This is a genomic window from Acinetobacter sp. SK-43 (assembly GCF_015351505.1).
Taxonomy (GTDB): domain Bacteria; phylum Pseudomonadota; class Gammaproteobacteria; order Pseudomonadales; family Moraxellaceae; genus Acinetobacter; species Acinetobacter junii.
The window spans coordinates 1-25,163 of the sequence record NZ_JADKPY010000056.1; the positions used below are offsets into that span (position 1 = coordinate 1).

24 protein-coding genes and 1 pseudogene are annotated in these 25,163 nt (G+C 37.4%); 12 read left to right on the forward strand and 13 right to left on the reverse strand.

The window, feature by feature from the left end:
* The 5 genes and pseudogenes from IRT38_RS11205 to argC all read right to left on the reverse strand — a co-directional run.
* A pseudogene (locus tag IRT38_RS11205) lies at positions 1-176 on the reverse strand (hypothetical protein); the annotation flags it as partial.
* The gene (gene clpA / locus IRT38_RS11210; RefSeq protein ID WP_194597734.1) at positions 176-2,461 is read right to left on the reverse strand and encodes an ATP-dependent Clp protease ATP-binding subunit ClpA; all 2,286 of its coding nucleotides are present in this window, start codon (positions 2,459-2,461) and stop codon (positions 176-178) included. The gene clpA and the pseudogene IRT38_RS11205, both read right to left, overlap by 1 nt.
* Before the next feature lie 279 nt (positions 2,462-2,740).
* On the reverse strand, positions 2,741-3,151 hold the full coding sequence (gene clpS, locus IRT38_RS11220; RefSeq protein WP_005402579.1) for an ATP-dependent Clp protease adapter ClpS: 411 nt from the start codon (positions 3,149-3,151) through the stop codon (positions 2,741-2,743).
* A gap of 22 nt (positions 3,152-3,173) precedes the next feature.
* Complete coding sequence (locus IRT38_RS11225) at positions 3,174-3,923, reverse strand: DUF6776 family protein (protein WP_004911333.1); 750 nt, start codon at positions 3,921-3,923, stop codon at positions 3,174-3,176.
* A gap of 81 nt (positions 3,924-4,004) precedes the next feature.
* A complete protein-coding gene (argC, locus tag IRT38_RS11230; RefSeq protein WP_194597744.1) occupies positions 4,005-5,060 on the reverse strand; it encodes an N-acetyl-gamma-glutamyl-phosphate reductase in 1,056 nt (351 codons plus the stop codon).
* A 297-nt stretch (positions 5,061-5,357) separates the two neighbouring features.
* Between argC and IRT38_RS11235 the strand changes: the two genes are divergently transcribed.
* Positions 5,358-6,875 carry a hypothetical protein gene (locus tag IRT38_RS11235; RefSeq protein ID WP_194597735.1) on the forward strand — a complete coding sequence of 506 codons (1,518 nt, stop codon included), beginning with the start codon at positions 5,358-5,360 and terminating at the stop codon, positions 6,873-6,875.
* On the opposite strand, the gene IRT38_RS11240 is transcribed toward IRT38_RS11235, so the two are convergent.
* Positions 6,868-7,560: a M48 family metallopeptidase gene (locus IRT38_RS11240; protein ID WP_194597736.1), complete on the reverse strand. Its 693-nt coding sequence runs from the start codon at positions 7,558-7,560 to the stop codon at positions 6,868-6,870. The genes IRT38_RS11235 and IRT38_RS11240 overlap by 8 nt on opposite strands.
* Positions 7,561-7,562: 2 nt before the next feature.
* Complete coding sequence (rpiA, locus tag IRT38_RS11245) at positions 7,563-8,234, reverse strand: ribose-5-phosphate isomerase RpiA (protein ID WP_004911344.1); 672 nt, start codon at positions 8,232-8,234, stop codon at positions 7,563-7,565.
* Positions 8,235-8,332: 98 nt separating this feature from the next.
* Between rpiA and ilvA the strand changes: the two genes are divergently transcribed.
* From ilvA to IRT38_RS11260, 3 genes are all read left to right on the forward strand, one after another.
* Entirely contained in the window at positions 8,333-9,877 is a 1,545-nt protein-coding gene (gene ilvA / locus IRT38_RS11250; protein WP_171265899.1) for a threonine ammonia-lyase, biosynthetic, read from the forward strand.
* 162 nt (positions 9,878-10,039) lie between these two features.
* The gene (locus IRT38_RS11255) at positions 10,040-10,690 is read left to right on the forward strand and encodes a potassium channel family protein (protein WP_004911349.1); all 651 of its coding nucleotides are present in this window, start codon (positions 10,040-10,042) and stop codon (positions 10,688-10,690) included.
* On the forward strand, positions 10,691-12,028 hold the full coding sequence (locus tag IRT38_RS11260) for a TrkH family potassium uptake protein (protein WP_194597737.1): 1,338 nt from the start codon (positions 10,691-10,693) through the stop codon (positions 12,026-12,028). It abuts the gene before it with no gap.
* Here the strand turns inward: IRT38_RS11260 and IRT38_RS11265 are convergent.
* Genes IRT38_RS11265 through IRT38_RS11275 form a run of 3 tightly spaced genes read right to left on the reverse strand, consistent with a single transcriptional unit; the run spans position 12,016 to position 16,668 of the window.
* Complete coding sequence (locus tag IRT38_RS11265) at positions 12,016-12,543, reverse strand: cysteine peptidase family C39 domain-containing protein (protein ID WP_194597738.1); 528 nt, start codon at positions 12,541-12,543, stop codon at positions 12,016-12,018. The two genes, IRT38_RS11260 and IRT38_RS11265, sit on opposite strands and share 13 nt — an antisense overlap.
* Positions 12,544-13,707: a phospholipase A gene (locus IRT38_RS11270; protein WP_194597739.1), complete on the reverse strand. Its 1,164-nt coding sequence runs from the start codon at positions 13,705-13,707 to the stop codon at positions 12,544-12,546. It abuts the gene before it with no gap.
* A gap of 21 nt (positions 13,708-13,728) precedes the next feature.
* The gene (locus IRT38_RS11275; protein ID WP_194597740.1) at positions 13,729-16,668 is read right to left on the reverse strand and encodes an insulinase family protein; all 2,940 of its coding nucleotides are present in this window, start codon (positions 16,666-16,668) and stop codon (positions 13,729-13,731) included.
* 278 nt (positions 16,669-16,946) lie between these two features.
* On the opposite strand from IRT38_RS11275, the gene IRT38_RS11280 reads away from it, so the two are divergent.
* The 8 genes from IRT38_RS11280 (at position 16,947) to IRT38_RS11315 (ending at position 22,786) form a co-directional block, all read left to right on the forward strand.
* Positions 16,947-17,960, forward strand: coding sequence for an adenosine kinase (locus IRT38_RS11280; protein WP_194597741.1), 1,014 nt, complete (start codon positions 16,947-16,949; stop codon positions 17,958-17,960).
* A 16-nt stretch (positions 17,961-17,976) separates the two neighbouring features.
* A complete protein-coding gene (locus IRT38_RS11285; RefSeq protein ID WP_005402569.1) occupies positions 17,977-18,282 on the forward strand; it encodes a Rieske (2Fe-2S) protein in 306 nt (101 codons plus the stop codon).
* 20 nt (positions 18,283-18,302) lie between these two features.
* A complete protein-coding gene (locus tag IRT38_RS11290) occupies positions 18,303-18,914 on the forward strand; it encodes an OB-fold-containig protein (RefSeq protein ID WP_075696538.1) in 612 nt (203 codons plus the stop codon).
* 544 nt (positions 18,915-19,458) lie between these two features.
* On the forward strand, positions 19,459-19,650 hold the full coding sequence (gene cydP / locus IRT38_RS11295; RefSeq protein WP_004911375.1) for a cytochrome oxidase putative small subunit CydP: 192 nt from the start codon (positions 19,459-19,461) through the stop codon (positions 19,648-19,650).
* Entirely contained in the window at positions 19,650-21,227 is a 1,578-nt protein-coding gene (locus IRT38_RS11300) for a cytochrome ubiquinol oxidase subunit I (protein WP_194597742.1), read from the forward strand. Before cydP ends, IRT38_RS11300 begins: the two co-directional genes overlap by 1 nt.
* A complete protein-coding gene (gene cydB, locus IRT38_RS11305; protein WP_075696540.1) occupies positions 21,224-22,369 on the forward strand; it encodes a cytochrome d ubiquinol oxidase subunit II in 1,146 nt (381 codons plus the stop codon). Before IRT38_RS11300 ends, cydB begins: the two co-directional genes overlap by 4 nt.
* Positions 22,370-22,383: 14 nt before the next feature.
* Complete coding sequence (gene cydX / locus IRT38_RS11310; protein ID WP_004653762.1) at positions 22,384-22,485, forward strand: cytochrome bd-I oxidase subunit CydX; 102 nt, start codon at positions 22,384-22,386, stop codon at positions 22,483-22,485.
* A 4-nt stretch (positions 22,486-22,489) separates the two neighbouring features.
* Positions 22,490-22,786 (forward strand): cyd operon YbgE family protein, encoded by a 297-nt coding sequence (locus IRT38_RS11315; RefSeq protein ID WP_004911382.1) that lies wholly within the window; start codon positions 22,490-22,492, stop codon positions 22,784-22,786.
* Between the two features lie 87 nt (positions 22,787-22,873).
* On the opposite strand, the gene IRT38_RS11320 is transcribed toward IRT38_RS11315, so the two are convergent.
* The 3 genes from IRT38_RS11320 to IRT38_RS11330 form a co-directional block, all read right to left on the reverse strand.
* The gene (locus tag IRT38_RS11320) at positions 22,874-23,404 is read right to left on the reverse strand and encodes a GNAT family N-acetyltransferase (protein ID WP_194597743.1); all 531 of its coding nucleotides are present in this window, start codon (positions 23,402-23,404) and stop codon (positions 22,874-22,876) included.
* 53 nt (positions 23,405-23,457) lie between these two features.
* On the reverse strand, positions 23,458-24,135 hold the full coding sequence (locus IRT38_RS11325; protein ID WP_004911389.1) for a DUF2057 family protein: 678 nt from the start codon (positions 24,133-24,135) through the stop codon (positions 23,458-23,460).
* A 221-nt stretch (positions 24,136-24,356) separates the two neighbouring features.
* A complete protein-coding gene (locus IRT38_RS11330; protein WP_004954154.1) occupies positions 24,357-24,953 on the reverse strand; it encodes a nitroreductase family protein in 597 nt (198 codons plus the stop codon).
* Between the last annotated feature and the right edge of the window lie 210 nt (positions 24,954-25,163).

Here is a 25,163-nt window from a genome sequence, read left to right on the forward strand (position 1 = left end):
AGCAGCCATACAAAAACCGCCAAACTTAATGCTGTTGGCACCCACAACCAATGCGACTTTCCTTGATTCAAAATCAAGTATGGAAAATAGCAACCTAAAATTTCAGCGATAGCTGTAATGAAAAATAACCCAAACACTTTGAGTATTTGGGTTATAGAAAATGATAATTCAAACATTAAGCAGGTTCAGCACTCGGATTAATATGATCTTCAAATACCTCTAGTTTCAGACCAACATCTTTACCATCTTCAGTTTTCACAGAAACGGCAACGTTACCACCATGCTCAGCAAGCTCTCCGAACAAGATCATCTCAGCAAGCGGCTTTTTCAGATGCTCTTGAATTAAACGCTGCATTGGGCGAGCACCCATGAGACGGTCATAACCATTGGTTGACAACCAATCTCGTGCACTTTGATCAACATCAAGAACAACTTGCTTTTCATCCAACTGTGCTTGTAACTCAGTTAAGAATTTATCAACTACTGATTCAATCACAGTCGTAGGAAGTGCTTTAAACTGAATCACACCATCTAAACGGTTACGGAACTCAGGAGAAAATGCTCGTTTCATTGCATCTTGGTTGTCTGCACTGTGATCTTGCTCTGTAAAGCCGATACTTGCGCGAGAAATACTTTCTGCACCGATATTAGTCGTGAGTACAATAATGACGTTTCTAAAATCAGACTTACGACCATTGTTATCTGTTAAAGCCCCATGATCCATTACTTGTAATAACAAGTTGAATACATCTGGATGTGCTTTCTCAATTTCGTCAAGCAACAGTACACAATGTGGATTTTTATGAATCGCATCAGTCAATAAACCACCTTGATCATAACCAACATAACCTGGAGGCGCACCGATCAAACGCGACACAGCATGACGCTCCATATATTCAGACATATCAAAGCGTACTAACTCAACACCTAGTAATTTAGCAAGTTGTTTAGTGACCTCTGTTTTACCTACACCTGTAGGCCCAGCAAATACAAAACTACCGACAGGTTTATCAGGTGCTTTTAAACCTGCGCGCGACAATTTAATTGCTGAAGCAAGTGCTGTAATCGCCTCATCTTGACCAAATACAACGCGTTTTAGATCTCGCTCTAAGTTCTCTAAAACAGTCTTATCATCTTTAGAAACAGTCTTAGGTGGGATACGCGCAATCTTAGAAACAATATCTTCAATGTTTTCTACTGAAATCATTGATCCATCAGCTTCAGCTTTAAGACGACGTTGAGCACCAGCTTCATCAATTACGTCAATTGCTTTGTCTGGTAAGAAACGATCATGAATAAACTTAGCTGACAACTCTACTGCTGCAACAAGTGCTTTGTCTTCGTATTCAACATGATGGAAATCCTCAAACTTACTTTTTAAGCCACGAAGTATTTCGATTGTTTCACCCACACTCGGCTCATTCACATCAATTTTTTGGAATCGACGTGATAATGCATGATCTTTTTCAAATACTTGACGGTATTCTTGGAAAGTAGTTGAACCAATACAACGTAAACTACCATTTGCCAAAGCTGGTTTGATTAAGTTCGATGCATCCATAGTGCTACCCATACTTGAGCCTGCACCAATAATCATATGAATTTCATCAATGAATAAAATCGCGTTCGGATTCTTTTTCAAAGCATTTAACAATTGTTTTAAACGTTTTTCAAAGTCACCACGATACTTTGTACCTGCAACCAAAGCACCGATGTCTAAGCTATAAACTTCAGCGTTAGCAAGCGGTTTTGGTGCTTTACCATTCACAATCAACCATGCCAAACCTTCTGCAATAGATGTTTTACCAACACCTGGATCACCAACTAACAGCGGATTGTTTTTACGGCGACGGCATAAAATTTGTGCAGCGCGCTCAATTTCCTTCTCACGCCCAATTAATGGATCTGTTTTACCCTTTTGTGCTTCAATATTAAGATTAAGCGTATATTGTTCTAAAGGGCCAGCATTCGCAGAGGCTGCATTTTCACCTTCAATATCTTCCACTTCTTCTTCAACTTGAATCTCATCTTTGCGAGTTCCATGAGACAAGTACTGAGTTAAAGTAAGACGATTGATTTGATGGCGTTTTAATAAATAGACGGCAAAAGAGTCTCGTTCAGAATACATCGCAACGAGTACATCAGCGCCTTCTACAGTGCGATCACCACCACTCGATTGCACGTGGAAAATCGCTCTTTGTAGAATACGATCAAAGCTCTCTGTTGGATGAGGAGCTTGCTCGTTATTATCACCAAGTTTTGGGGTATGTTGCTCTACATATTCCTCTAATTCTTTACGCAAAGTAACGATATCTGCACCACATGCTTTTAAAGCATTTACGGCAGAGTCATTATCTAGCAAGGCAAGCAACAAATGTTCAACTGTCAAAAACTCATGTCTCTTTTGACGAGCCATGCTAACAGCCAAACGTAACGATACTTCTAATTGACGACTGAGCATGTAACCCCCTTATCTCTTGGGCTCTTCCATTCCGAAATATATGAATTTTCATGAAAGAGCTAATTATGGATTTAATCCGCTTGAGCTGCTGTAATCGCAATGAAATTTGGCGGCTACTATACTCTTTGCTTCATAATCTACTGTTAGCATTAGTTGAGCATCTTGGTCAAGATTCAAAACAGCATATTGTTGTAAAAATTCAATTACAAACAGCATAAAAGTCAATCAACTGTTTAAATTGACAGCAAATCTATTTTTTAATTCTAAATTTATAGAAAATTATGCTTTTGGCTCAATTTGACAAAGTAATGGATGACCCTGCGATCGAGCATAATTATTTACCTGATTCGCCTTGGTTTCAGCAATATCTCTTGGATATACGCCCGCAGTGCCTTTACCTTCGTAATGAACGGTCAACATCACTTGACTCGCTTGATCAAAATCCATCCCAAAATAACTTTGTAAAATCTCAATGACAAAGTCCATTGGCGTGTAATCATCATTCAGCAAAACAACTGCGTATAAAGGTGGGCGTTTTAATTCAGGAGGAGCTGTTTGCACAACAACCTCTCCTTCATGATCCTCATGCGAGTCACTCAAACGTGGACCTAAGTGCCAATCAATTAATCCTGACTGCTGAAAAGAACTTTTCACTTCACTTAAACTCATCTGACGTTTATATCTTCGCATATTGGTTACTTGATCTACTAAATTATTGGGCATTTGCTTCGGCTTGTGGAATTTCAGAAACAAATGCAGAGCTTACATCTACTGGTTGACCACGCTGCCAACTAAATCTCTTAATCACAGGTGTAGCACCACTTGATAATCTTACTTCAATAAACTGAGGGACAAAACCTTTTGGCATTGTCCAACGGCCAGTCAATCGTTCAAAATCATCAAAATTAAAGTTCTTGTCTTCTAATGGCACTACAAGTATTTCTGTATCTTTAATCAATCGCAACTCAACTGTACCTACAGCACGACGCTTGCTTGGACTTACTTGGATTAAATCAATTTGATACTCATAAGCATTTTCAGGAAGTGATTTAACGGCTAGATTCTGAATTGTTAAACTAACGCCGCCACGCTGTCTCAATGTCTCACGATAAATTGCATTCATTGTTTCAAATTGAGTTTTATCAGCATTTGCTTGATTTATCGCTTTAAACAGCTCATCAGCATTTCCTACAGCCATATCTCTTTCTTGAACAGCTGCATTTAAGCTTTTGCTAACAGAATCTAAAGCAGTCTTTTGCTTTTGTACAACTTCAACTAACTGCTCTGCATCTGCATCATAACCAACAACTGTTAATCCTTGACGATGACCTACGGTATAACCAAGCATAAAACTGCCACCGATTAATACTGTAGCAGCAATCACTAAAGGTAAATTCGTTTTGAGAAAGTTATTTTTGTTAGCGGAACTATCTGGTGAAATAGTCGGATCAACGTTATCCATCATCATCTCTATCGTTATGACTTACATCAAAACACACATTTAAATCGAAATTTAAATGTGTGTGAAGCACAAAACCGTTTTTTATGGTAATAAACCAATACCTTCTAAGCCAGCAGCTTCATCAAAATTAAACATTAAGTTCATATTTTGAATCGCTTGACCAGCGGCACCTTTAACCAAGTTATCTTGAGCGACAAGTATAATCAGCTTATTTTCTTGCAAACGATATAAAGCGATACGTAATTCGTTCGCTCCGCGTACGCTACGAGTTTCAGGTGAACTATTAGCAGGCATAACATCAACAAATCTTTCATTTTTATAAAAATCTTCATACAGAGCTTGGATATCCAACTTCTGACCTTGCGCTGTTAAATCTACATATATAGTGCTTAGCATGCCACGAATCATCGGCACTAAATGTGGCACAAATAAAATTTGATTGAATTGCCCTTTTTGCCCAGAAACATTTTCAAGCGCTTCAACTATCTCTGGATGATGTCGGTGACCTGCAACTCCATATGCTTTGAAGTTATCTGCATTTTCACTATAAATCATGCCAAGACTTGCTTTTCGTCCAGCACCCGATACACCTGATTTCGCATCAATAATGATATTTTGAGTATTGATAAGGGTTGTATCATTTTTTAGAAGCGGAGCCAAACCCAATTGAACTGTTGTCGGGTAGCATCCTGGATTACCAATTACTCTCGCATTTTTGATTTTTTCACGATTAAGCTCTGTCAAACCATAAACCGATTCAGTTAAAACAGTTGGACAGCTGTGTTGCATGCCATACCATTTTTCAAATTCAGCAAGATTTTGCAAACGAAAGTCCGCAGCTAGATCAATAACTTTAGTATCAGCATCAATCAATTCTTGAGCATGTTGCATTGCTACACCGTGTGGCGTTGCAAAAAAAACAACATCACATTGTTTGAGACGATCTAGATCAAGATCAGAAAACTCTAATTCAGTGTGTCCACGAAGACTTGGAAACATATCAGCTACACGTTTTCCTGCTTCTGTACGTGATGTTAAAACATCAACTCGGGCTTGCGGATGTCTTAATAAAAGACGTAATAATTCAACGCCTGTATATCCAGTTCCCCCAACAATACCAACAGAAATCACGTGCAGCACCTCAATACTTGAATTTGTTGGCTAGTATGGCAGTTTGACTCATATTTCTCAATCTATAAGTCTGCACCACGTATGAAGATTTCTATAAGAAAACTAAATTCAAGTATCATTAAATAATTGTCATGGGATGGCTTAATTGCACAGAACAAGTCAAACTTAAGCATCTAATTTATAAAAAATGATACCAAACGACCATTGATCATGAATTTCTATTGAATGAATAGGATATTCGCATAGAATAAAACCCAAGCGGAAATAATAATTTTCATGGATGCAGAATTTTGGAGAGCTGGAATGCCTTCTTTGAGAACAAAACAAAGATTAAATCAATTTTTATGTCTTGGTGTTAGCACTTTACTAATCAGTACAGCCTTGGTTGGTTGTGGTAGTGGTGAAAGTGAAGCAAAAAATGACCCAGCACCTATAGTGACTGTTCCTAAACCAAAGAATTTCGATATCAAAGTTCCGGTTGAGATGCGTGATGTAGTCGTTAAGTTATATGATAACTTTGACAACACACTCGTCTTAGAGCAACAAGCGAGCACGACATCTAATCTTACAGTTACACTACCTTCAGTTTTAAACACTAAACGTCTTTATAGAATTGAATTATCAACAAAACCTAGTTCTTTGGTTTTTGATTTTCTAAGTGGTCTATACAAACCGTTGAATATTACACAACATGCATTGATCGAAGTAGATACTAGCAATTTAACACAACCAATCTTCATCAATCCAAGTTCTGAGGCTATCTACCAGCGTGCGTTAATCCGGTCTGGTCATTTACCAAATGAGACAGTAGATCCAACTCAAATTAGTGAGCTACATTTATCTTTAGCCACTCAAGATGTAAACACAGCACTTCTCAGAGCATTTCACCGCAATGACTTTCCTAACTTAAATACATCTAACCAACTTAATGTGTTCACACAACAGGATATTATTTCTCGACTTGCACTATATATAAACACTTATTTTAGTTTTGGTTATATTCAACAATGGGCGAATGTATATCCAACAAACTCATATGATGAATTTACAAAAAACATTGCACTGGATTTAAAAGATGGCTTTTTGGATGCAAAACTTATTCGCGGTGACAATAGTGTCTTAAAAACATTAGTGGTAACCCCACCCGATAATGTTGATCCTGCAAAAAACAATCTTATTGATATTGCCAAGAATCAAGAGAACACCAGAAATTTATTCGCATCTTCTTTAAAACAAGCGGTTTTGAAACTTGCAAACAATTACCAACAAGCGACTGTTAATCCTGATGGCTATCGTCAATTAGAGGATAAATTGTATGCTGGTGAGGAACCTAGATTTAACTCCTCACAAGTATTCAGAGTGTCTGGTGCTGGAGACTATCGCCGAGCTGTTGGTTTCATAGATAGTACTGAGACTTGTAATGGGTCATTATTTGCCTGCAAACAAGGAATAACTGGCGTTAACAATCTAAACCCCAACTTGCCATCTATTGAATATTTAATTGGTAGTTATAAAGACAATACGAATAACTGCACACTCAATATACGTGCTAATGGTGCGGTTGAACTTATCAAAGGAACTCAAATTTATCGTTCAGTACTTGATGCAGACAGTACAGATAATCTTTTACAAGTCAACAAAACGACAAGAGAATATATTCTAAATAGTAGCTCAACTGAACCAAATAATGTTTCATTAGAATATGCTTTCCTTCAAGTAAAAATTAAGGAAAATCAAGTTCAAAGTGCTAGTTATGGTTTAGATGTGCGAAAGGCACCTGATCAATTATCAAAAACACAACTTGAATGTAAGTTTATTTAACATACCACCACGCAGGTAATTGATTATTTTTCAGTTGCCTGCGGTTCTCCAAATAATTTGGGTCATGTTTTTCAACTTCAGCCCAAAAAACTGCACTATGGTCAAAGTGAACCGTATGAACCAATTCATGTATACATACAGATCGAACTAAATATTCAGGCATAAGTACTAGACCCGCATTTAGCATGATGTCATGCTGCGAACTACAACTACCCCATCGTGTTTTTGGTTTTCGAATTGAACAGTCCCTAAAACTCAACCCAATTTCTCTACTGATCTCATTTAGGAATATGGGTAAAAATTCTTTACTGTAAGATAAAACAGCAGATTGTAGTGCTCTTTCAATCTGATCATTTTTAACATGCAATATGTTATTTTCCCAATCAAATTTAAAAATCATACGTTGAGATTGTTGAATTACAGAAAATGGTTTTGAATGATAAAACAATTGTAAGTGTTCAGGAAATTCTGAATACTTGGGATTTTGCTTTTGTTGTTTTTCCCATGTCTCAATCAACCATTGTTCTGATTGATTGAGAAACATCTGAATTTGTCGCTGTGAACAAAATAAAGGCACGGTCAGACGAATTCCAGTTGGATACACACGCAGGCGTAAATTCTTAGCTCTTGCGTGTCGAACCATTTTAATTTCTGGTAGTTTCTCGTCTGATTTTACAGATTGCATTATTATTGTGCAGTACGTTCTTCGATACCATTATTGGTAGCTACGATTGCAATAGAAGCTGCATTTAAAGCAAAAATTCCATTTGTAACAACACCAGGAATATTATTGAGTGCTTTCTCTAACTCAATCGCATTTAAAATATTTAAGTTATAAACATCCAAAATTACGTTTCCGTTATCTGTCACAACACCTTCACGATAAACAGGATCACCGCCTAAAGCTACAATTTTACGTGCAACAGCTGATCGCGCCATCGGAATGACTTCAACAGGTAAAGGAAAATCACGACCTAATTGCTCAACCCACTTTGAGTCATCAACAATACATACAAATTTTTTCGCAATTGAAGCAACAATTTTCTCACGAGTTAAAGCAGCACCGCCACCTTTGATCATGTGCATATGACGATCAATTTCATCTGCACCATCAACATAAGCATCTAGACCACCTACTGAATTCATATCTACAACTTCGATGCCAAGTTTTTTTAAGCGCTCTGCTGTCGCATTTGAACTCGCAACTGCAGCTTCTAATTGCAATTCAGGTAATAAATCAATTAAAAAATTAACGGTACTTCCTGTTCCTACGCCCAAAATGCCGCCTTTAGGCAAATGCTTTAAAGCTGCTTTTGCCGCAGCTTGTTTTTTTTCATCTTGGGTTGCATATAGACTCATGACTTCACTCAACTATTTTGACATTTGCTGCAAGAAAACAGCGCAAATGCACAGGGGTTTGCTACAATGACTGACTATTTTAAACTGTTATAGGGAAGATGAACATGCTGTCTCGTGTGGTACGACAAATTTTACAAGCAACGGTTTATGATGTTGCGATTGAAACACCGCTTGAAGCAGCTCCACGAATTAGTCAAAAAATTAATAATAATATTCGATTTAAACGTGAAGATTTACAGCCTGTATTCTCTTTCAAATTACGCGGTGCTTATAACAGAATTAGTCAATTACCAAAAGATCAATTGGATCGTGGTGTTATCTGCGCATCTGCGGGTAATCATGCTCAAGGTGTTGCTCTGTCAGGAAAAAAACTAGGGATTCATGCGATCATTGTTATGCCTAGTACAACACCTGATATTAAAGTTCAGGCTGTAAAAAATCTTGGTGGTCAGGTCGTTTTACACGGCGATAGCTTTGATGTTGCGAACAAATATGCCAAACAACGCGCAGAAGATGAAGGTTTAGTTTTCATTCCACCTTACGATGATGAATTGGTCATTGCAGGTCAAGGAACCATAGCAAATGAAATATTGCGTCAATGGCGTGATGTTGAATATGTTTTTGTTGCTGTTGGTGGTGGTGGCTTGATTGCTGGAGTTGCAGCATATCTAGGTGAAGTTGCACCACATGTTAAAGTTGTTGGTGTTGAATACGAAGAATCAGCTTGTTTAAAAGCAGCACTAGAATCAAATGAACGTGTAATTCTACCTCATGTTGGCTTATTTGCGGATGGTACAGCAGTAGCACAAATAGGCGAATTACCTTTCGAAATGGTTCGTCTACGCAAATCTGATAATTCAGGACCTATCGTAGAACCTGATATCGTGACAGTAAATACAGATGAAATTTGCGCTGCCATTAAAGATACTTTTGATGAAAACCGTAGTATTGTTGAACCATCTGGTGCAATGGCATTAGCTGGTATCAAAAAGTATGTAGCTGAACACCAATTAAATAATAAGAACATGGTTTCAATTGTGTGTGGCGCGAACATGAACTTTGATCGCTTACGCTATATTGCTGAGCGCACCGAACTCGGTGAACGTCGTGAAGCAATTTACGCTGTTACGATTCCAGAACAGAAAGGTGCTTTTTTGAATTTCTGCCGTTCATTGCAAGGACGCAACATTACTGAGTTCAACTATCGTGCAAGTGATAGCAATCAAGCTCAAGTGTTTGTCGGAATTAGCTTGAAAGGTGGTGAAACTGAACGCCATGAAATTCATGAAATGCTCAAACAGCAATATGAAGTAGATGATTTATCTGATGATGAAGTAGCTAAACTTCACATCCGTTATTTGATCGGTGGACACGCTAACATTGAAAATGAACGTCTATTCCGTGTTGAATTCCCTGAGCGACCTGGAGCACTATTAACCTTCCTTGAGCGTCTCGGCCCAACCCACAACATCACTTTATTCCATTATCGTAATCATGGTGCAGCTGAAGGTCGTGTTTTGGTTGGTTTAGAGGCAACTGATGCGAAACAAAATCCAGATGGTCTGATTGAAACTTTAGAGCAAATCACATATCCATATGCTGAAATTAGCGATAATATTGGATATAAACGTTTCCTCAAATAAGTAAATCTGATCTGATTTAAAACCGACAAATATGTCGGTTTTATTTTGAATATTGTATTTTTATAAGTTGATTTTCTTTGCACACAAATGATTACACACGCTCAAATTATTCCGTCTTAAAATAGTTAAAAAGATATTTTTTTCATTTAGTTAAGGATTGTTATGGCACAGTTTGCAGTCATTGGTTTAGGAAGTTTTGGGGCGACTGTTGCATTAGAACTCACTAAATTGAATCATGATGTTATTGGAATTGATACGATCAAGCGCAATGTGGAAAATTTGGCTGATCAAATCACTCATGCCGTTATTGCTGATGCTACAGATGAGCACGTACTAGAAGAATTGAATATTCAAAATTGTGATGCCGTTGTTGTTGCAATTGGTGAAGATATTGAAGCAAGTATTTTGTGTGTTTTAAACCTCAAAAATTTGGGTGTAGAAAAAATCTTAGTAAAAGCTAAAACCAAAGCTCATCACACAATTCTTTCTCACTTAAATATTACTAAAATTATTCATCCTGAAGAAGACATGGGTGTTCGAGTTGCACAAGCGCTTAACTATCCTATGGTTAGCCGCTACATGGCACTCGATCATGATCATTACATCATTAAAGTGCCTGTGCATGAGAAACTAAACAAGGTAAATCTATCAGGCATTCTCAAACAAGAACCTCATATCAAACTTTTACTACTTAAACGTGATGAACAAATTATTTATGAAATCGACTCTAGTTTCACCTTACAAACAGGTGACGTACTCATATTAGAAGGATTACTCACCCATCTAAAAAAATTATCGGGATGCTTCCTCTAAATGACCATAAAAATAAATTCGCAAAAGATATTTAATCTTAGCCCACCGACATTGCTCGCGATTGGGTTCTTAAGCTTTATCATTATTGGAACATTACTGCTTAAACTTCCGATTGCAAACAAAGGAAACTTAAGCTGGATGGATGCTTTGTTTACTGCAACTTCAGCGGTCACGATTACTGGTCTATCTGTGGTGAATTTAAATGAATCATTTAACCATCTCGGACAAGTTATAATTTTATTATTGATTCAATCTGGTGGTTTAGGTTTTATGACCTTCGCGATTTTGGCTGCTCTCAGTTTGGCACCCAAATTAGGTCTTAAACAACAAATGATGGCTCAAGACAGCCTAGGGCAAACAAGCTTATCTAAAGTTACATTCGTAGCAAAAGGCGTTGTACTTTATACCTTATTATTTGAATTGATTGGTGTAATCATCCTGAGTACATCATTTATTCCAATGTATGGTGTCGGGCGAGGATTGTATTATTCGATTTTCTACAGTATTTCAGCTTTCAACAATGCAGGCTTTTCTTTATTTGACAATAGTTTAATCAACTTTCAAAGTCATTATTTGATCTGCTTAACCATTAGTATGCTTTATACGCTGGGTGGTATCGGCTTTCTAGTACTAATTGATGTAAAACAGAATAAGAAATGGAGTAAATTAACACCGAATAGCAAACTTATACTAAGCACTATCCTTATTTTAAATCTTATCGCTTTTATTCTTATTTGGCTTTTAGAATCAAATAACCCATTAACACTTGGTCCAATGACATTAGGTGAACAAGCGATGAACTCTTGGTTTCAGGCTACTGTTCCTCGTTCATCAGGTTTTAATACCATCGATACCAGTGCAATGGAGCATAGTACCGCGCTACTTACTATGCTATTGATGTTTATTGGTGGTGGTTCTTTAAGTACGGCAGGCGGTATAAAAGTTGGAACATTTGTGATCTTATTACTTACTGTTGTTTCATTTTTACGGCGTAACGAAGAAATTCGTATTTTTAATCACTCAGTTTCTCATGAAACGACCTATAAAGCTTTAGCCGTAGCTGCGATTACAGGCATGTTAGTATTTATCGGATGTTTTACGCTTTTTCTGCTTGAACCAAAATTAGATGTTTTAGATTTGATGTTTGAAGTCGTCTCAGCTGCTTGTACGGTTGGACTTTCTCGTGGTGTGACAGGCGAATTAAATGACGGTAGTTTATTTGTATTAAGCTTGCTTATGTATACGGGACGACTAGGTCCACTCACCCTTGCATATCTCATAGCAACACCTAAAAAGAGCCGCTTGAAACATGCAAATGCAAATATTCAGATTGGATAGAAGTTTAAAGGCTGCTCGACCACGATAGCTTGCTGACAAATTTCATCAGCTTGGTATTGTTGCTCGAATACAGCCTTTGACATAACCTCAAAATGATCACAAAAACTAATTTCTTGCTCATCAATAGAATAGATCAACGACTGATTTCCCGCCCCATCTAATGTGTCATAAAACACAATAACGAATTTGCCATCTTCATAGGCTTGCTGAATCTCCTCATACATCAAAGCAGGTCTAATTGGGATCTGAAGTTGCTTCGCCTCTAAGTAAATTTGCTTTTCAATTTCATCAATATCAGGGTCAGGAGCGGTATAGAATGAGACTTCAAATCCTAACTTTTTCAATGCCACAGCCAAAGCAATTGTAAAGGTTCCTTCGTTGTAATCATGCCGACATAATTGAATAAGCTCAGCAATATCAATATTTGATTGATATTGCTTTAGAATCAACCATACTGCAAAAACCCCACAATTTGCCTCAAGCTGCAATAATGGATCAGGAATGTCTAAACTCATTTAGTACCAGTTCATCAAAGAAACGCCTAGTCCGACATATGTTGCTCGATGATTATAGTCGATCAAGCTCTCACCATAGCCATCAAACAGTTGTAGATGACCACGTAACTTACCTTTGATTGGAAATGCCCAATCAAACTGCACAGCCCCATGTGACTTATCACCACCCTTAAGTGAATGGCGCAACATGAGCGAAAAATCATTTTCCTTGTGTCGATAGAAAGCTGTCAAATCTCCGCGCCCAATATAATCTTTAATATCAGGGTTGTTATCATCTTTAACATCTTCTTCAATTCGATACCAAGGACGTAGCATCAAAGCAAAATTATCTTTTTCAAAACCAAGATTGAAGATAACTCGATTCCAACTTCTTGATAATGGATCTGAACGACCATTTGATTGGTGATTCAGCGTCACACCCAATAAGCGTGCATTTAACCCTAGAAGTTCATAATTTGTTCTAAACATTAAACTCGCTTCTGGCTCATAGTTGGTTTCTCGAAATGGACGAGATTCCTCTGAGTTGTATACTTGCCAGCGTGATGATTGCGTATAACCCAACCATAGATCACCATTATTTCCGAAAATATTTTCCCAAGCTTTGGTTTTTAAGGAAATCTGGAATTTAGCTTCAGAAGAAGTCAAATTTTGCTTATCTGTCACTGTGTTATTTGGGTTCGGACTCTCTGGATATTCGTTTTTATCACTTGTCCAAAAAACTGGCAGTAAATAAACAGGCTGATACGCACGAATATTCCAAACACCCAGTTTACTCTCTTCAGATAACTCCCAACGTCGATCTAGTAAAGATACATTTGGATCAAATTTCGGAGCAGCGCCAATCAGATTCAAATCACTGACTTTTTGAACCACTTTATCTTTTAAACTTTCAGGTGAGCTTTTTTCTAACTCTTTTGATTTAACGGGAGGTGCAGCTGCTACCATTGGTTCTGTAACCTGCGGCTCAATGACGGTTGGAGCTTTAAATATGCTGTCATAGCAAGCCAAGCGGTCTGCACTTGAGCTTAATGCAACACATGCTTCGACAGTAGCTGGAGTGGCAGGTTCTGCGACTTGTGCAAAGGTGTTTGATGCAGCAAAAGAACAAAGTATAGCGAGTATACTTAGCTCCAATTGAGCACGTTCAATTTTTTTGAACGTCATAGCGGTCTCCAATTTTTTCTTTTAATTGACTTGCTGAATTTCAAAACCTAAGTTTTGTAACTCCTCACGTTTAGCAAATGGAGCCACTACTGCTCTCACAGGTTTTTGCTCCAATAGATATTCTTTTGCAACTCTTTGTAAATCAGCTAAAGTAACATGCAATAATCGTTCACGTAGAAGTTTACGGAACTTTGGTGTACGTGCATGTAGTAATGCATAACATGCCGTTATTGCTTCTCCAGCTGGTGACCCAGGCTTATCCATACCAGACACCAATCCAAGAATTGCTTCTTCAAGTTGATGTTCTTTTTGTTCAGCTTTTAATAGCCACTGGATACTCGCTTCAAAATCACTAAAGGTTTCTGCTAAACGCGGATCACGATAGCTATAGAAACGGAAAGCACAGGCATTACCATCATAGCTTGCTCCACCACCATACGCCCCACCTTTTTCACGAATAGCACTATGCAAATAGCCATTACGTAAATATGCCGCTAATACCATAAGTGGAGCCGCATCAACATGTGCAACATCTACAGCTTGATAAGCGGATGCACAGAACTGAACATTTGACTGAATTAACCAAGCTTCATCATAATTTGTATCTACGTGGTCCAGAGAGGTTAATGTTACGGGTTCTTTGCTGACATCTAACTTATCCCAGACATTTTGGATTTCTTCCACTAAACGATCTGAATGATGTTCTTCACAAACCAATAAAAACTGTTTTGGTGCTTGTAAAAGCTTTCGGTGAATCGCCTTAAGCTCATCAATTAATGCCTGATAAGCTGCTTCATCATTATCGATTTTAGCCACTAAATCACTTAACCAGTTTAATGCACCTAAACCCGTATTATGATAATCACGACGTGCCAATGCACTCATTTGACGTGAAGCAGTCTGCATAGCATAACTATGGCCAGATCCTGATAAACGAGACTGCCAGCGAGTTTTACGTTGTTGTAACAGCTCTATGATTCGATCTTTTTCATCAAATCTTAGTTTCTCAAATGCTAACTTCAACAATTGAATCGCATCTAATTTTTGAGTAAGTGATTTGGTCGTTAAAGTTAACCATGCGCTGATACGATCTTTATCATCAACTTTGCTTCGTAATGAAGCTCCCATACCCAAACCTCCACTGACGGCTGTTTGAATTTGTTGAAGTTCTAAATAATCATATTCTCCTGCACCAACCTCGCCCATCAAAATTGAAAGCAAATTAAAATATGGCGATTGCACAATTTCATTTGGGATTTTGATTAAAACTTGTTGATAGTAAATACCATTGGTTCCAGCATGATAAAGATTCAATGGAGTGTCTAATCCATTTGAAATGATCTCACGTAATTGACCTTGTACAATTTGCAACTCTGCTGGAATATCTTCCAAACCAACTTTTGGTAATAAATCTAAATCATCAGGTGTATCCTGACGCTGCTTTAAAGCTTCAGTTTGCTTTTGTATCTCAATCTTCTGTTCATCATTTAGATTTGCAGTGATTTCAGCTAAACGTGCTTGTTCAGCTTGTTGCTCTTTGCTTGATTTAGTGGCATCTGGTACCAGCGTCATTTGTACACGATGTGGATTATCTAACAAATGCGTTTGAATTAGATTAGATAGCCACATTGGATCTTTGAGTTCTTCTTTGACTTGTTCTATCGCAGAATCAACATCCCAAACGTGAACAGGATCATTATGGTGAATAACGCTACCTAAACCATTTAAGATCAAGCTCAGTCCGTATGGTGTTCCATCGCCATTAATTTCACGTTGATGCAACTCGATTTGATGTAATATCGCGTCGACTAAATCCGTATCAACTGGTTTGGCAGCAACATCATTCAAAACTTTTAACACACCATCACGGAATTCATTTGCGTGCTCTGGATTTGAGCCTTGAACCCCACAATAGAAAGTCATTTCAAAGTTACTATCATCAACGCCCATCAACGGACCAGTTGATTGTGCATATCCGCAAGTTTCCAAATAGTGACGTAATGGTGAAGCAGAATTTTCAAGAAGAATACCTTCAACCAAACGCATACCTAAACGTAATTTAATGTCACTTGTTTCAGGCAATAACCAAGATAAAACATGATAAGTTTTATCTTTCAAATCTTCACTATCAACCGCGTAATTCTCAATCACTTCAAGAGGAGCTGTGAGTCGCTTTTCTGGTTTTGAATATAAAGTTGTACCTTTAGAAAACTTATGAAGCGCTAAAGTTTCAAATTGCTCTTGTAAATCATAAGCACTTTGATTACCAAAGGTCATAAATACAGCATTACTTGGGTGATAATGAGTTTTGTAGAAATCAACCAACTGATCATACGTCAGATCAGGAATATCCTTTGGATCACCACCAGAGTTGTAATGATAGGTAGTTTCAGGGAATAAATGATGAGCTAGTTGATGGTAAAGTTGATCTGTAGGTGAGCTCATTGCACCTTTCATTTCATTAAAAACTACACCTTTGTAAACTGCCTGATCATTTTCCAACTCAATACGAATACCCTCTTGCGCAAAATCTAAAGGATTTAAATTTGCAGCAAATGTAGCATCCAAATAAACAGACAATAAGTTTTGGAAATCCTTTTTATTCTGAGTGGCAAATGGATATGCTGTCCAATCTGCGGCTGTAAATGCATTCATAAATGTATTTAATGAGCGACGGATCATTAAAAAGAATGGGTCACGTACAGGAAATTTTTCTGAACCACATAATGCAGTATGTTCAAGAATATGTGCAGCGCCTTTGGAATCCATTGGCTGAGTTCTAAACGCAACTAAAAAGACATTTTCGTCGTGAGAAGTCGCCAAATGGTAATGAATTGCGCCTGTCACTTTGTGTTTATATTCAGATACTTGAATATCAAGTGCTTCTACATGGTGTTGACGTAATAGCTGAAACGCAGGATGAATAGTTTGATTAATGCTTTCAGAAACATCGACAGTCATGAGTTCTCCAATTATCTAATAAAATGATTACAATTTATGATACTGAGTCTACCGAACAATCCCTACAGATATCCATGTAAATTACTATGTTTTTGTAGAAAAATGCAGCGAGTGACACAAAATTGATGTCTGATATTTTTTAATTCCAGTCCTTGAACATTAAAAATAATAAGCATGGAAAGCTCACCTTAAAAGAAGTGAATTTTCTTCAACAAACTACTGTAATCTTGAGCATTCGTGTAAACTTTATGTTTTGATTTTTAACTGTGATGACAAACATGGCAACTGTTGATCTTTTTTCAATTGGTAATGCACTCATTGACCAAGAATTTAAAGTTTCGTATGAGTTCTTAACAGAACATGCTTTACAAAAAGGTACGATGCAGTTGACCGATGGTGAAACACAAACAGCTCTTTTTCAACAGCTACAAAAAACGCAAACTTATAAAGGTCAGGCAAGTGGTGGTTCTGCAGCAAATACAACTGTAGCTTTCAGTGCATTAGGTGGTTCAGCTTTTTATGGCTGCCGTGTAGGTAACGATGAATTAGGTTCTATTTATTTGAATGGACTAAATGAAGCTGGGATTAGCACAACGAGCAAATCAATCAGCAACGGTGTTACAGGTACCTGTATGGTACTGATTAGCCCTGATTCTGAACGTACAATGCACACTTTTCTCGGCATCACAGCAGAATTGACTGCTGAGCAAATAGATTTCGAACCATTAAAAACTGCTAAATGGCTATATATCGAAGGTTATTTATCTACGAGCGACACAGCAAGAGCTGCTGTCAAACAAGCTCGTGCTCTTGCTAAAGAACATGGTGTTAAAATCGCCCTTTCTCTTTCAGATCCTGCGATGGTGCAATATGCACGTCAAGGTCTCGAAGAGTTAATGGATGATGGTGTAGATTTATTATTCTGTAATGAACAAGAAGCACTTATGTTCACGAATACTGAAACGCTCGATGCAGCAATTGAGGTTTTAAAATCTAACAACCAACATATCGTGATTACTCAAGGGGCAAATGGCGCAGTCATTATTGATCCTGCAAATCAATTTCATGTTGCAGGTCGCCATGTGAATGCTGTAGACACAAATGGTGCTGGTGATGCCTTTGCGGGTGCGTTTTTATATGCAATTAACGCTGGACTTTCACTGGATGCAGCTGCACAGCTCGCAATCTTGATATCAAGTGAAGTTGTCGCTCAATTTGGTCCTCGTTTAAGTGTAGAAAACTACGCTAAACTTTTTGAACAATTTAAAAATGCTCAACAGGAATGTGCTTAAGATGGAAAAAATTTGCATGACTGAGGAAGTCCCAGAACGTGAGTCACGTACATTTGACACCATGAAGGGAACAACCATTTTTATTACACAAAAAGATGGAAGTTTTTATGCATATCAAAACATTTGTCCTCACTTACAAACTGAACTGGAATACTTAGAAAATCAATTCTTGGATCAAGATCGTGAATACATTCAATGCTCAACCCATGGAGCTTTATTTTCAGTTGAAACTGGCGAATGTATTTCAGGTCCATGCCTAGGTGAACATCTTCAGAAGGTAAATTTGGAAGTCCACTCTGATGGTGGTATTTATATTGATTAATACGCTATAAGACTTCTGCTATGACTGAGTTTTTTCTAAATTATTATCTGATGCCATTTCACATGAGTGTTGTGGCTTTGATTTTTCTCAGCATAGCGGAAACTATTGGGATTTTTGTAGGTTTACGTCCAAGTTCTTTAGTTAAGAAACTAACACCAGAATGGTTACTGAACTCACCTCTTTTAGATGTTAAATTCTCAAAATATTTAATCGTCGTGTTCTTACTGATTAACTTTAGTTTTGCCGGCTACTTTCTTGAACTATCCTTTTTTGCACTTCAACACTATTTTATTTCACCTTACTATTTATTCATTCCAGCTTTAGTCATCGACATATTCTTTACCGTTTTTATGATTCACTGTCTGGATCAGGTCATTAAACCCAAGGTTACCCACACTCATTCAAATCTTGTTGGTCGCTTAGCAACCATTTCAACAGGGAACGCGCGTCCTGGTTTTTCAGCACAAGCGCGTGTAAGAGATGAATTTGGACAACTTTATTATGTTCAGGTTGAGCCAGAATACGGTGAACTGGAGTTACAGTCTCAGGTTCTACTCATTAGCCGAAGATCCAACTCTCATTATTTGGCAAAAAAAATATCTATTTCGAACAAACTTTTTACGCCTGATTAATTTTTCATTCTTATCAAAAGCAAAACGCTCACCAAACGATCAAAAATTACAAACAGTTACAAAAAGAGTAACAATATTTGTCATTTAGATCAGCCCTCCTATCACTCTACTTTAGCTAAAAGCGCATATAGCGAATTGCATCACAATTTCAACAATAAACTCTACAATTACACTAGGTTTTAGTACTGTTTAATCATTAATTTTATTTATTTATGTAAGTGACTTTATAAGCATATGTAAATACTAGATATTTTATTATCATACTGTTTTACTTGGTTTTAGATTAAATTAATTCACATTAAATCAAACCTTTTTAATCGGAATAATATTATTAAATCACAACTGTTTTAATCAAGTTTAAAATAATAAAAACCAATTAATTTAGTTGGATAATAATTAGAATTAAAATTAATCAACAATACACATAAATATTTGTTTTTGATAATTTTTATTGTTTATTTTTATTTAAACTATTCTAAAGGTTTATTTTTAATAAATTTTATTTAATAATGTTTTATATCTTTTAAATATGAGGCTAAGTTCTATGAACACGAGTTCTCAAGATCCTAATCGGAAATTAATCCGTGAAATCACAATCATTCTTATTATTAAAGTTGTGATTTTGCTTGTGATTAAAAACATCTGGTTTGATGCCCCAACAATTCCCAAAGATTTTAACAATGAAGTCGCTGAGCGTATTGCTGGCGACATGTCCAACAATCAGGAGACACGTTGATGATTTCTGAAAGCGTGGTCGATCTTTCGCGGTTCCAATTCGCAATGACCGCAATGTATCACTTTCTTTTCGTCCCTCTAACTTTAGGTCTTGCGTTTATTCTTGCCATTATGGAAACCACATATGTGATTTCAGGCAAAGAGATTTATAAAGATATGACCAAATTCTGGGGAAAACTCTTCGGGATTAACTTTGCCTTAGGTGTTACCACTGGTTTAACAATGGAGTTTCAGTTTGGTACGAACTGGGCATATTACTCTCACTATGTAGGTGACATTTTTGGTGCACCACTTGCCATCGAAGGCCTAATGGCTTTCTTTCTTGAATCTACATTTATTGGTCTGTTTTTCTTTGGATGGGATCGTTTATCTAAAGTCCAGCATTTAGGTGTAACTTGGTTAGTGGCGATCGGTTCAAATATGTCTGCGCTGTGGATTCTGATCGCAAATGGTTGGATGCAAAATCCTGTTGGTGCAGCGTTTAACTACGAAACCATGCGTATGGAATTGGTTGATTTCGGCGCTTTGATTTTCAACCCAGTTGCTCAAGTAAAATTTGTACATACTGTTTCTGCTGGTTATGTCACTGGCGCAATCTTTGTATTGGCAATCTCAAGCTATTACTTATTAAAGAAACGTGATTTACCATTTGCACGTCGTTCATTCGCTATTGCTGCGATCTTCGGTCTAGCATCTACACTCTCAGTCATCTTACTTGGTGATGAGTCAGGCTATGAGTTGGGTGACGTTCAAAAAACTAAACTCGCAGCGATTGAGGCTGAATGGCATACAGAACCTGCACCTGCTGCTTTCACTCTATTTGGTATCCCGAACCAAGCAGAGATGCGTACAGACTATGCAATTAAAATCCCGTATGTGATGGGTATCATTGCGACTCGTTCTACGGATAAACAGGTTACAGGCTTACATGACCTCATGAAAGAACATGAAGTCCGTATCCGTAATGGTATGGTTGCTTACAGCGAGTTGGAAAAATTACGTGCTGGTGATCGCTCTCCAGAATTGCTAGCGTCTTTTGAGCAAAATCAAAAAGATCTTGGCTACGGTCTATTATTGAAAAAATATACACCAAACGTAGTTGATGCAACTGAAGCTCATATTCAGGCTGCAACAAAAGACACTATTCCAAACGTAGCAGCACTGTTCTTCTCATTCCGTGCAATGGTTGCTTCAGGCTTCCTAATGCTCTTGCTCTTCATTCTTGCAACTTGGGCTGTGGCTAAACGTAATGCAGAGAATAAACCTTGGTTACTTAAATTTGCCTTGTTTGCTTTACCACTACCTTGGATTGCAGCACAAACGGGTTGGTATGTCGCAGAAGGTGGTCGTCAACCGTGGTCAATTGGTGAAATCTTACCTACACATCTTTCTGCTTCTAGTGTGAGTGCTGGTGATATATGGGGTTCAATTATCGCCCTAGCTGCTTTCTATACTGTATTGCTCATTATCGAGATGTACTTAATGATCAAATTTGCACGTTTAGGTCCAAGTTCTTTGCATACTGGTAAATATCACTTTGAGAAACTAGCTGCAAACACTAAGGAGGCTCAATCATGATCGAATATGAACTCCTAAAAATTATTTGGTGGGTTTTAGTTGGTGTACTACTCATTGGCTTTGCCCTCACCGATGGTTTCGATATGGGCTCTATGGCATTAATGCCATTTGTAGGAAAAACTGATTCAGAACGTCGTGCTGCGATCAATACGATTGCGCCACACTGGGATGGCAATCAGGTTTGGTTTATTACCGCAGGTGGTGCGCTCTTTGCTGCATGGCCGATGGTATATGCAGTTGCATTCTCAGGAATGTATTGGGCTCTATTATTAGTACTTTTTGCCTTGTTCCTTAGACCAGTTGGATTTGATTATCGCTCCAAGCTAGAAAATACCCAATGGCGTAACTCTTGGGATTGGGGACTTTGTATTGGTGGCGCTGTTCCTGCTCTGGTATTTGGCGTTGCATTTGGTAATTTATTCTTAGGTGTACCATTCACACTAGATGAAACTCTACGTTCTCAATATACAGGTAGTTTCTTTGCATTATTGAATCCATTTGCACTTATTTGTGGTTTGGTGAGTTTAAGTATGCTGTCTGCACATGGTGGCGCATGGTTAATGTTGCGCACAGATGGTGATCTCCATAATCGCTCAGCCAAAGCAACTCAAATCATGGCAATTGTATTCCTAGTATGCTTTTTGGCTGCAGGTGCATGGTTATTCTTTGGAAATATCTCAGGCTATAGTTATGCAGTGGCAGTAGATACAAATGCGGCATTAAACCCACTTGCAAAAGATGTAGTTACAAATGCCAATCATGGTTGGTTAAATAATTATTCAACTTACCCAATCACGATGGCAGCACCTATTGCAGCAATTCTTGGAGCCTTACTGGTCATTATTAGCGCAGCAAAACATAAAGCAGCAGCTAGTTTTACAGGTACAAGCCTCATGATTGTTGGTGCAATTTTAACAGCAGGTTTTTCATTGTTCCCATTCTTGTTACCGTCAAGTATTGATCCAACATCAAGCTTAACCATGTGGGATGCTGTTTCTAGTCATAAAACACTGGGTGTGATGACAGTAGCTGCTTGTATTTTCGTACCTATCATTTTGATCTATACCTCTTGGTCTTACTACAAAATGTGGGGTGTCATCACCAACAAACATATTGAAGAAAACTCTCATAGTTTGTATTAATCAGGAGATGTGAAATGTGGTATTTTGCATGGATTCTAGGCGTTTTGATGGCATGTTTTGCTGGGGTACTTAGTGCACTCTATATTGAACATCACCAAGACTTAGATGAGGAATAATAAAATGGCTCAAGTGATGTCAACACCAAAGAATAGTAAAGCGCAAATTGTTGCAATGACCGTTTCATTTTTGTTGGCATTGCCTCTTGCTGCAATTTTATTAGTCCATCCTGCACTCATGCTAGATGAAAATGGTCACTATAATCACAGCATACTCATGTTAGTCATGATTGGGATTTCAGGTGGTTTTATTCATGGTGTAGGATTTGTACCTAGATTTTGGTTATGGAAATGGTTATTTAGCCCTTTTATCGCATGGCCTTTAATGCTTTTGGGATATTTTATTTGGTTAGGTAATTAACTAATCAATATTAAAAGAGGAAGTTCATACTTCCTCTTTTTTCACATAACGTAATTACAATTAAATTACTTTACATACACAAACCAATCACCTAATTCTTTTAGTCATTTCAACTAGACTTACTGGGACTGATGGTATTCCTACCTCCGCAGTTATTGGATAATCATCAACAACACCAGTGCGATTAAATCCTCTACGTTCATAATATTCAATAAGTTCTTTACGTACACTAAGTACATAAAGATTAATATTCAAAACATCGGTATAAGTGTCACGTATATATTTTTCAGCAAAACTCAACATTCGATGCCCTATGCCTAAATTTTGTAGATCAGGATCAATTGCAAATGTCCCTATTTCTACAAATTCACACATAAGGGTCAGTCCAATGCAAGCAATTATTTTTTCTTCAAATTGGGCTATATACAACTCAAAATTTTTATTGTTAAGATCAGAAATTAATTGCTGCTTAGATATACGTGCACCCTTTACGTAGTCTTTTTCTGTTGTCCAACTTCGACCAAATTGATTTCGATAAGCCACATTAATTACTTCAACCAAACGATCTATATCTTCAACTCTTGCTTTTCTTATATCTAAATACATTTTAATAATCATGAGCCAATAAAAAACCGATGATAACATCGGTTTTTTAAACAGATACTAAAAAGTTAATTAGTTTGACCTGCTAACCAAGCCATAAACTTTTGTCGTTCAGCTTTAGAGGCTTTCTGCCACAAATCAACCAATTGCTGATCTGTGGATTTGATCGAATTTGTACTCGCAACAGTTGCAATCGGTGCTTCGATAACTTGATTAGTTGCTGCTGCACCATAAACTGGTGCTGGTTGATTTACTGCATTATTTTTATTCTTACTAGTTAAATCTAGAGTACGACTAATTAAATTACTACCAGTGAACCATGGTTGAGCTTCATTATTCGCACCTGTTTGCTGCACAACTAATTTTTTGTTTTGATCATACAAAGCAACTGTTGGTTGTTCAGCGTATTTCTTTGCAGCTTCAAAACTTTTAGGCGCATTCACTAATCCAAGTACATAAGACTGGTTATCCTTAAGTTCTGTAGCTTGTAAAGTTACAACGCCAGATTTAACGATGTCATGCTCACCATTTAAATGCTCAAAATATTCACGATAGCGTACATTGACCGTCAAATTACCAGGATCAACTTGATAGTTATTCTTTTTTGATGCGAGAAGACCATTATTTACTTCTTGACCGTTTACAGCAAGAATGACAATTTCTTCTGGTGCAGTGATTGTAACTGCTGAAAAAACTGAACCACTTAAAAATAAACCTAAAGCAGCAACACCAACTCTTAAAGACATTAGACTCTTCTCGATATAAACTATTTATGAAACCGTATGCACTATGCTACGAGATTGTGACTATTTTATGACAATAAACCAAACCGACCGTGCTTACAATTCGGCTTTTATTAGATATACATCTTTTTTGGTGATATAAAAAATAGAACTTTAGACGAACCCATTACTTCAAAACAAAAAAGAGCACTTGAAAGTGCTCTTTTTTTTATAATCTTGAAAACTTAGTTAAAAGTTTTGAAACGTGCAGCGTCATCCATAAATGGTTTATCGCCTGCTGGCGCTTCAATTGAACCAAATACTAACTGAGCACGTAATTTCCAATTTGCAGGAATATCATAAGTCTCAGCAACTTCCGCATCTACAATCGGATTATAGTGCTGTAATGATGCACCGATACCAATTTCAGAAAGCGCCGTCCAAGTTGCAAACTGAGCAATCGCACTTGAATGTTCAGACCATACTGGGAAATTATCAGCATATAAAGCAAACTGTTCTTGTAAACCTTTTACAACATCTTGATCTTCATAAAATAATGCAGTCCCGAAACCTGCTGAGAAGCTATCAATTTTTTGATTTGTGCCTTCAAATGCTTCAGCTGGTACGATTTTACGTAAAGTCTCACGAACGATGTTCCAGAAATTTGTATGTGATTCACCATAAAGCGTCACAACTCGAGATGTTTGTGAGTTAAATGCTGAAGGGCTTTGTTTTACTGCTTCGCGAATCGTTTCTTCAATTTTCGCTTGATCTACTGTCACGTTTTTGCCAATTGCATAAATCGTACGACGAGCTTTGATGCTGTTTAAAAAGTTACTCATGTTGTTATTCCTCTTTCTTTGGGTGTTATCTTGGATTGAATGTAGTGTATAACGGCTTATTTTTTATTAGTAGACCAAAAAATATAACAGATCGTTTTATTTTTGAAACGACCGTAAATGGTTGCCTATTTTTAGATCACAATAAAACTGTAGATTTACCTTAATTTCCTTTGATTGCTTTGAATATAAAAAAGAGGCTCTAAGAACACT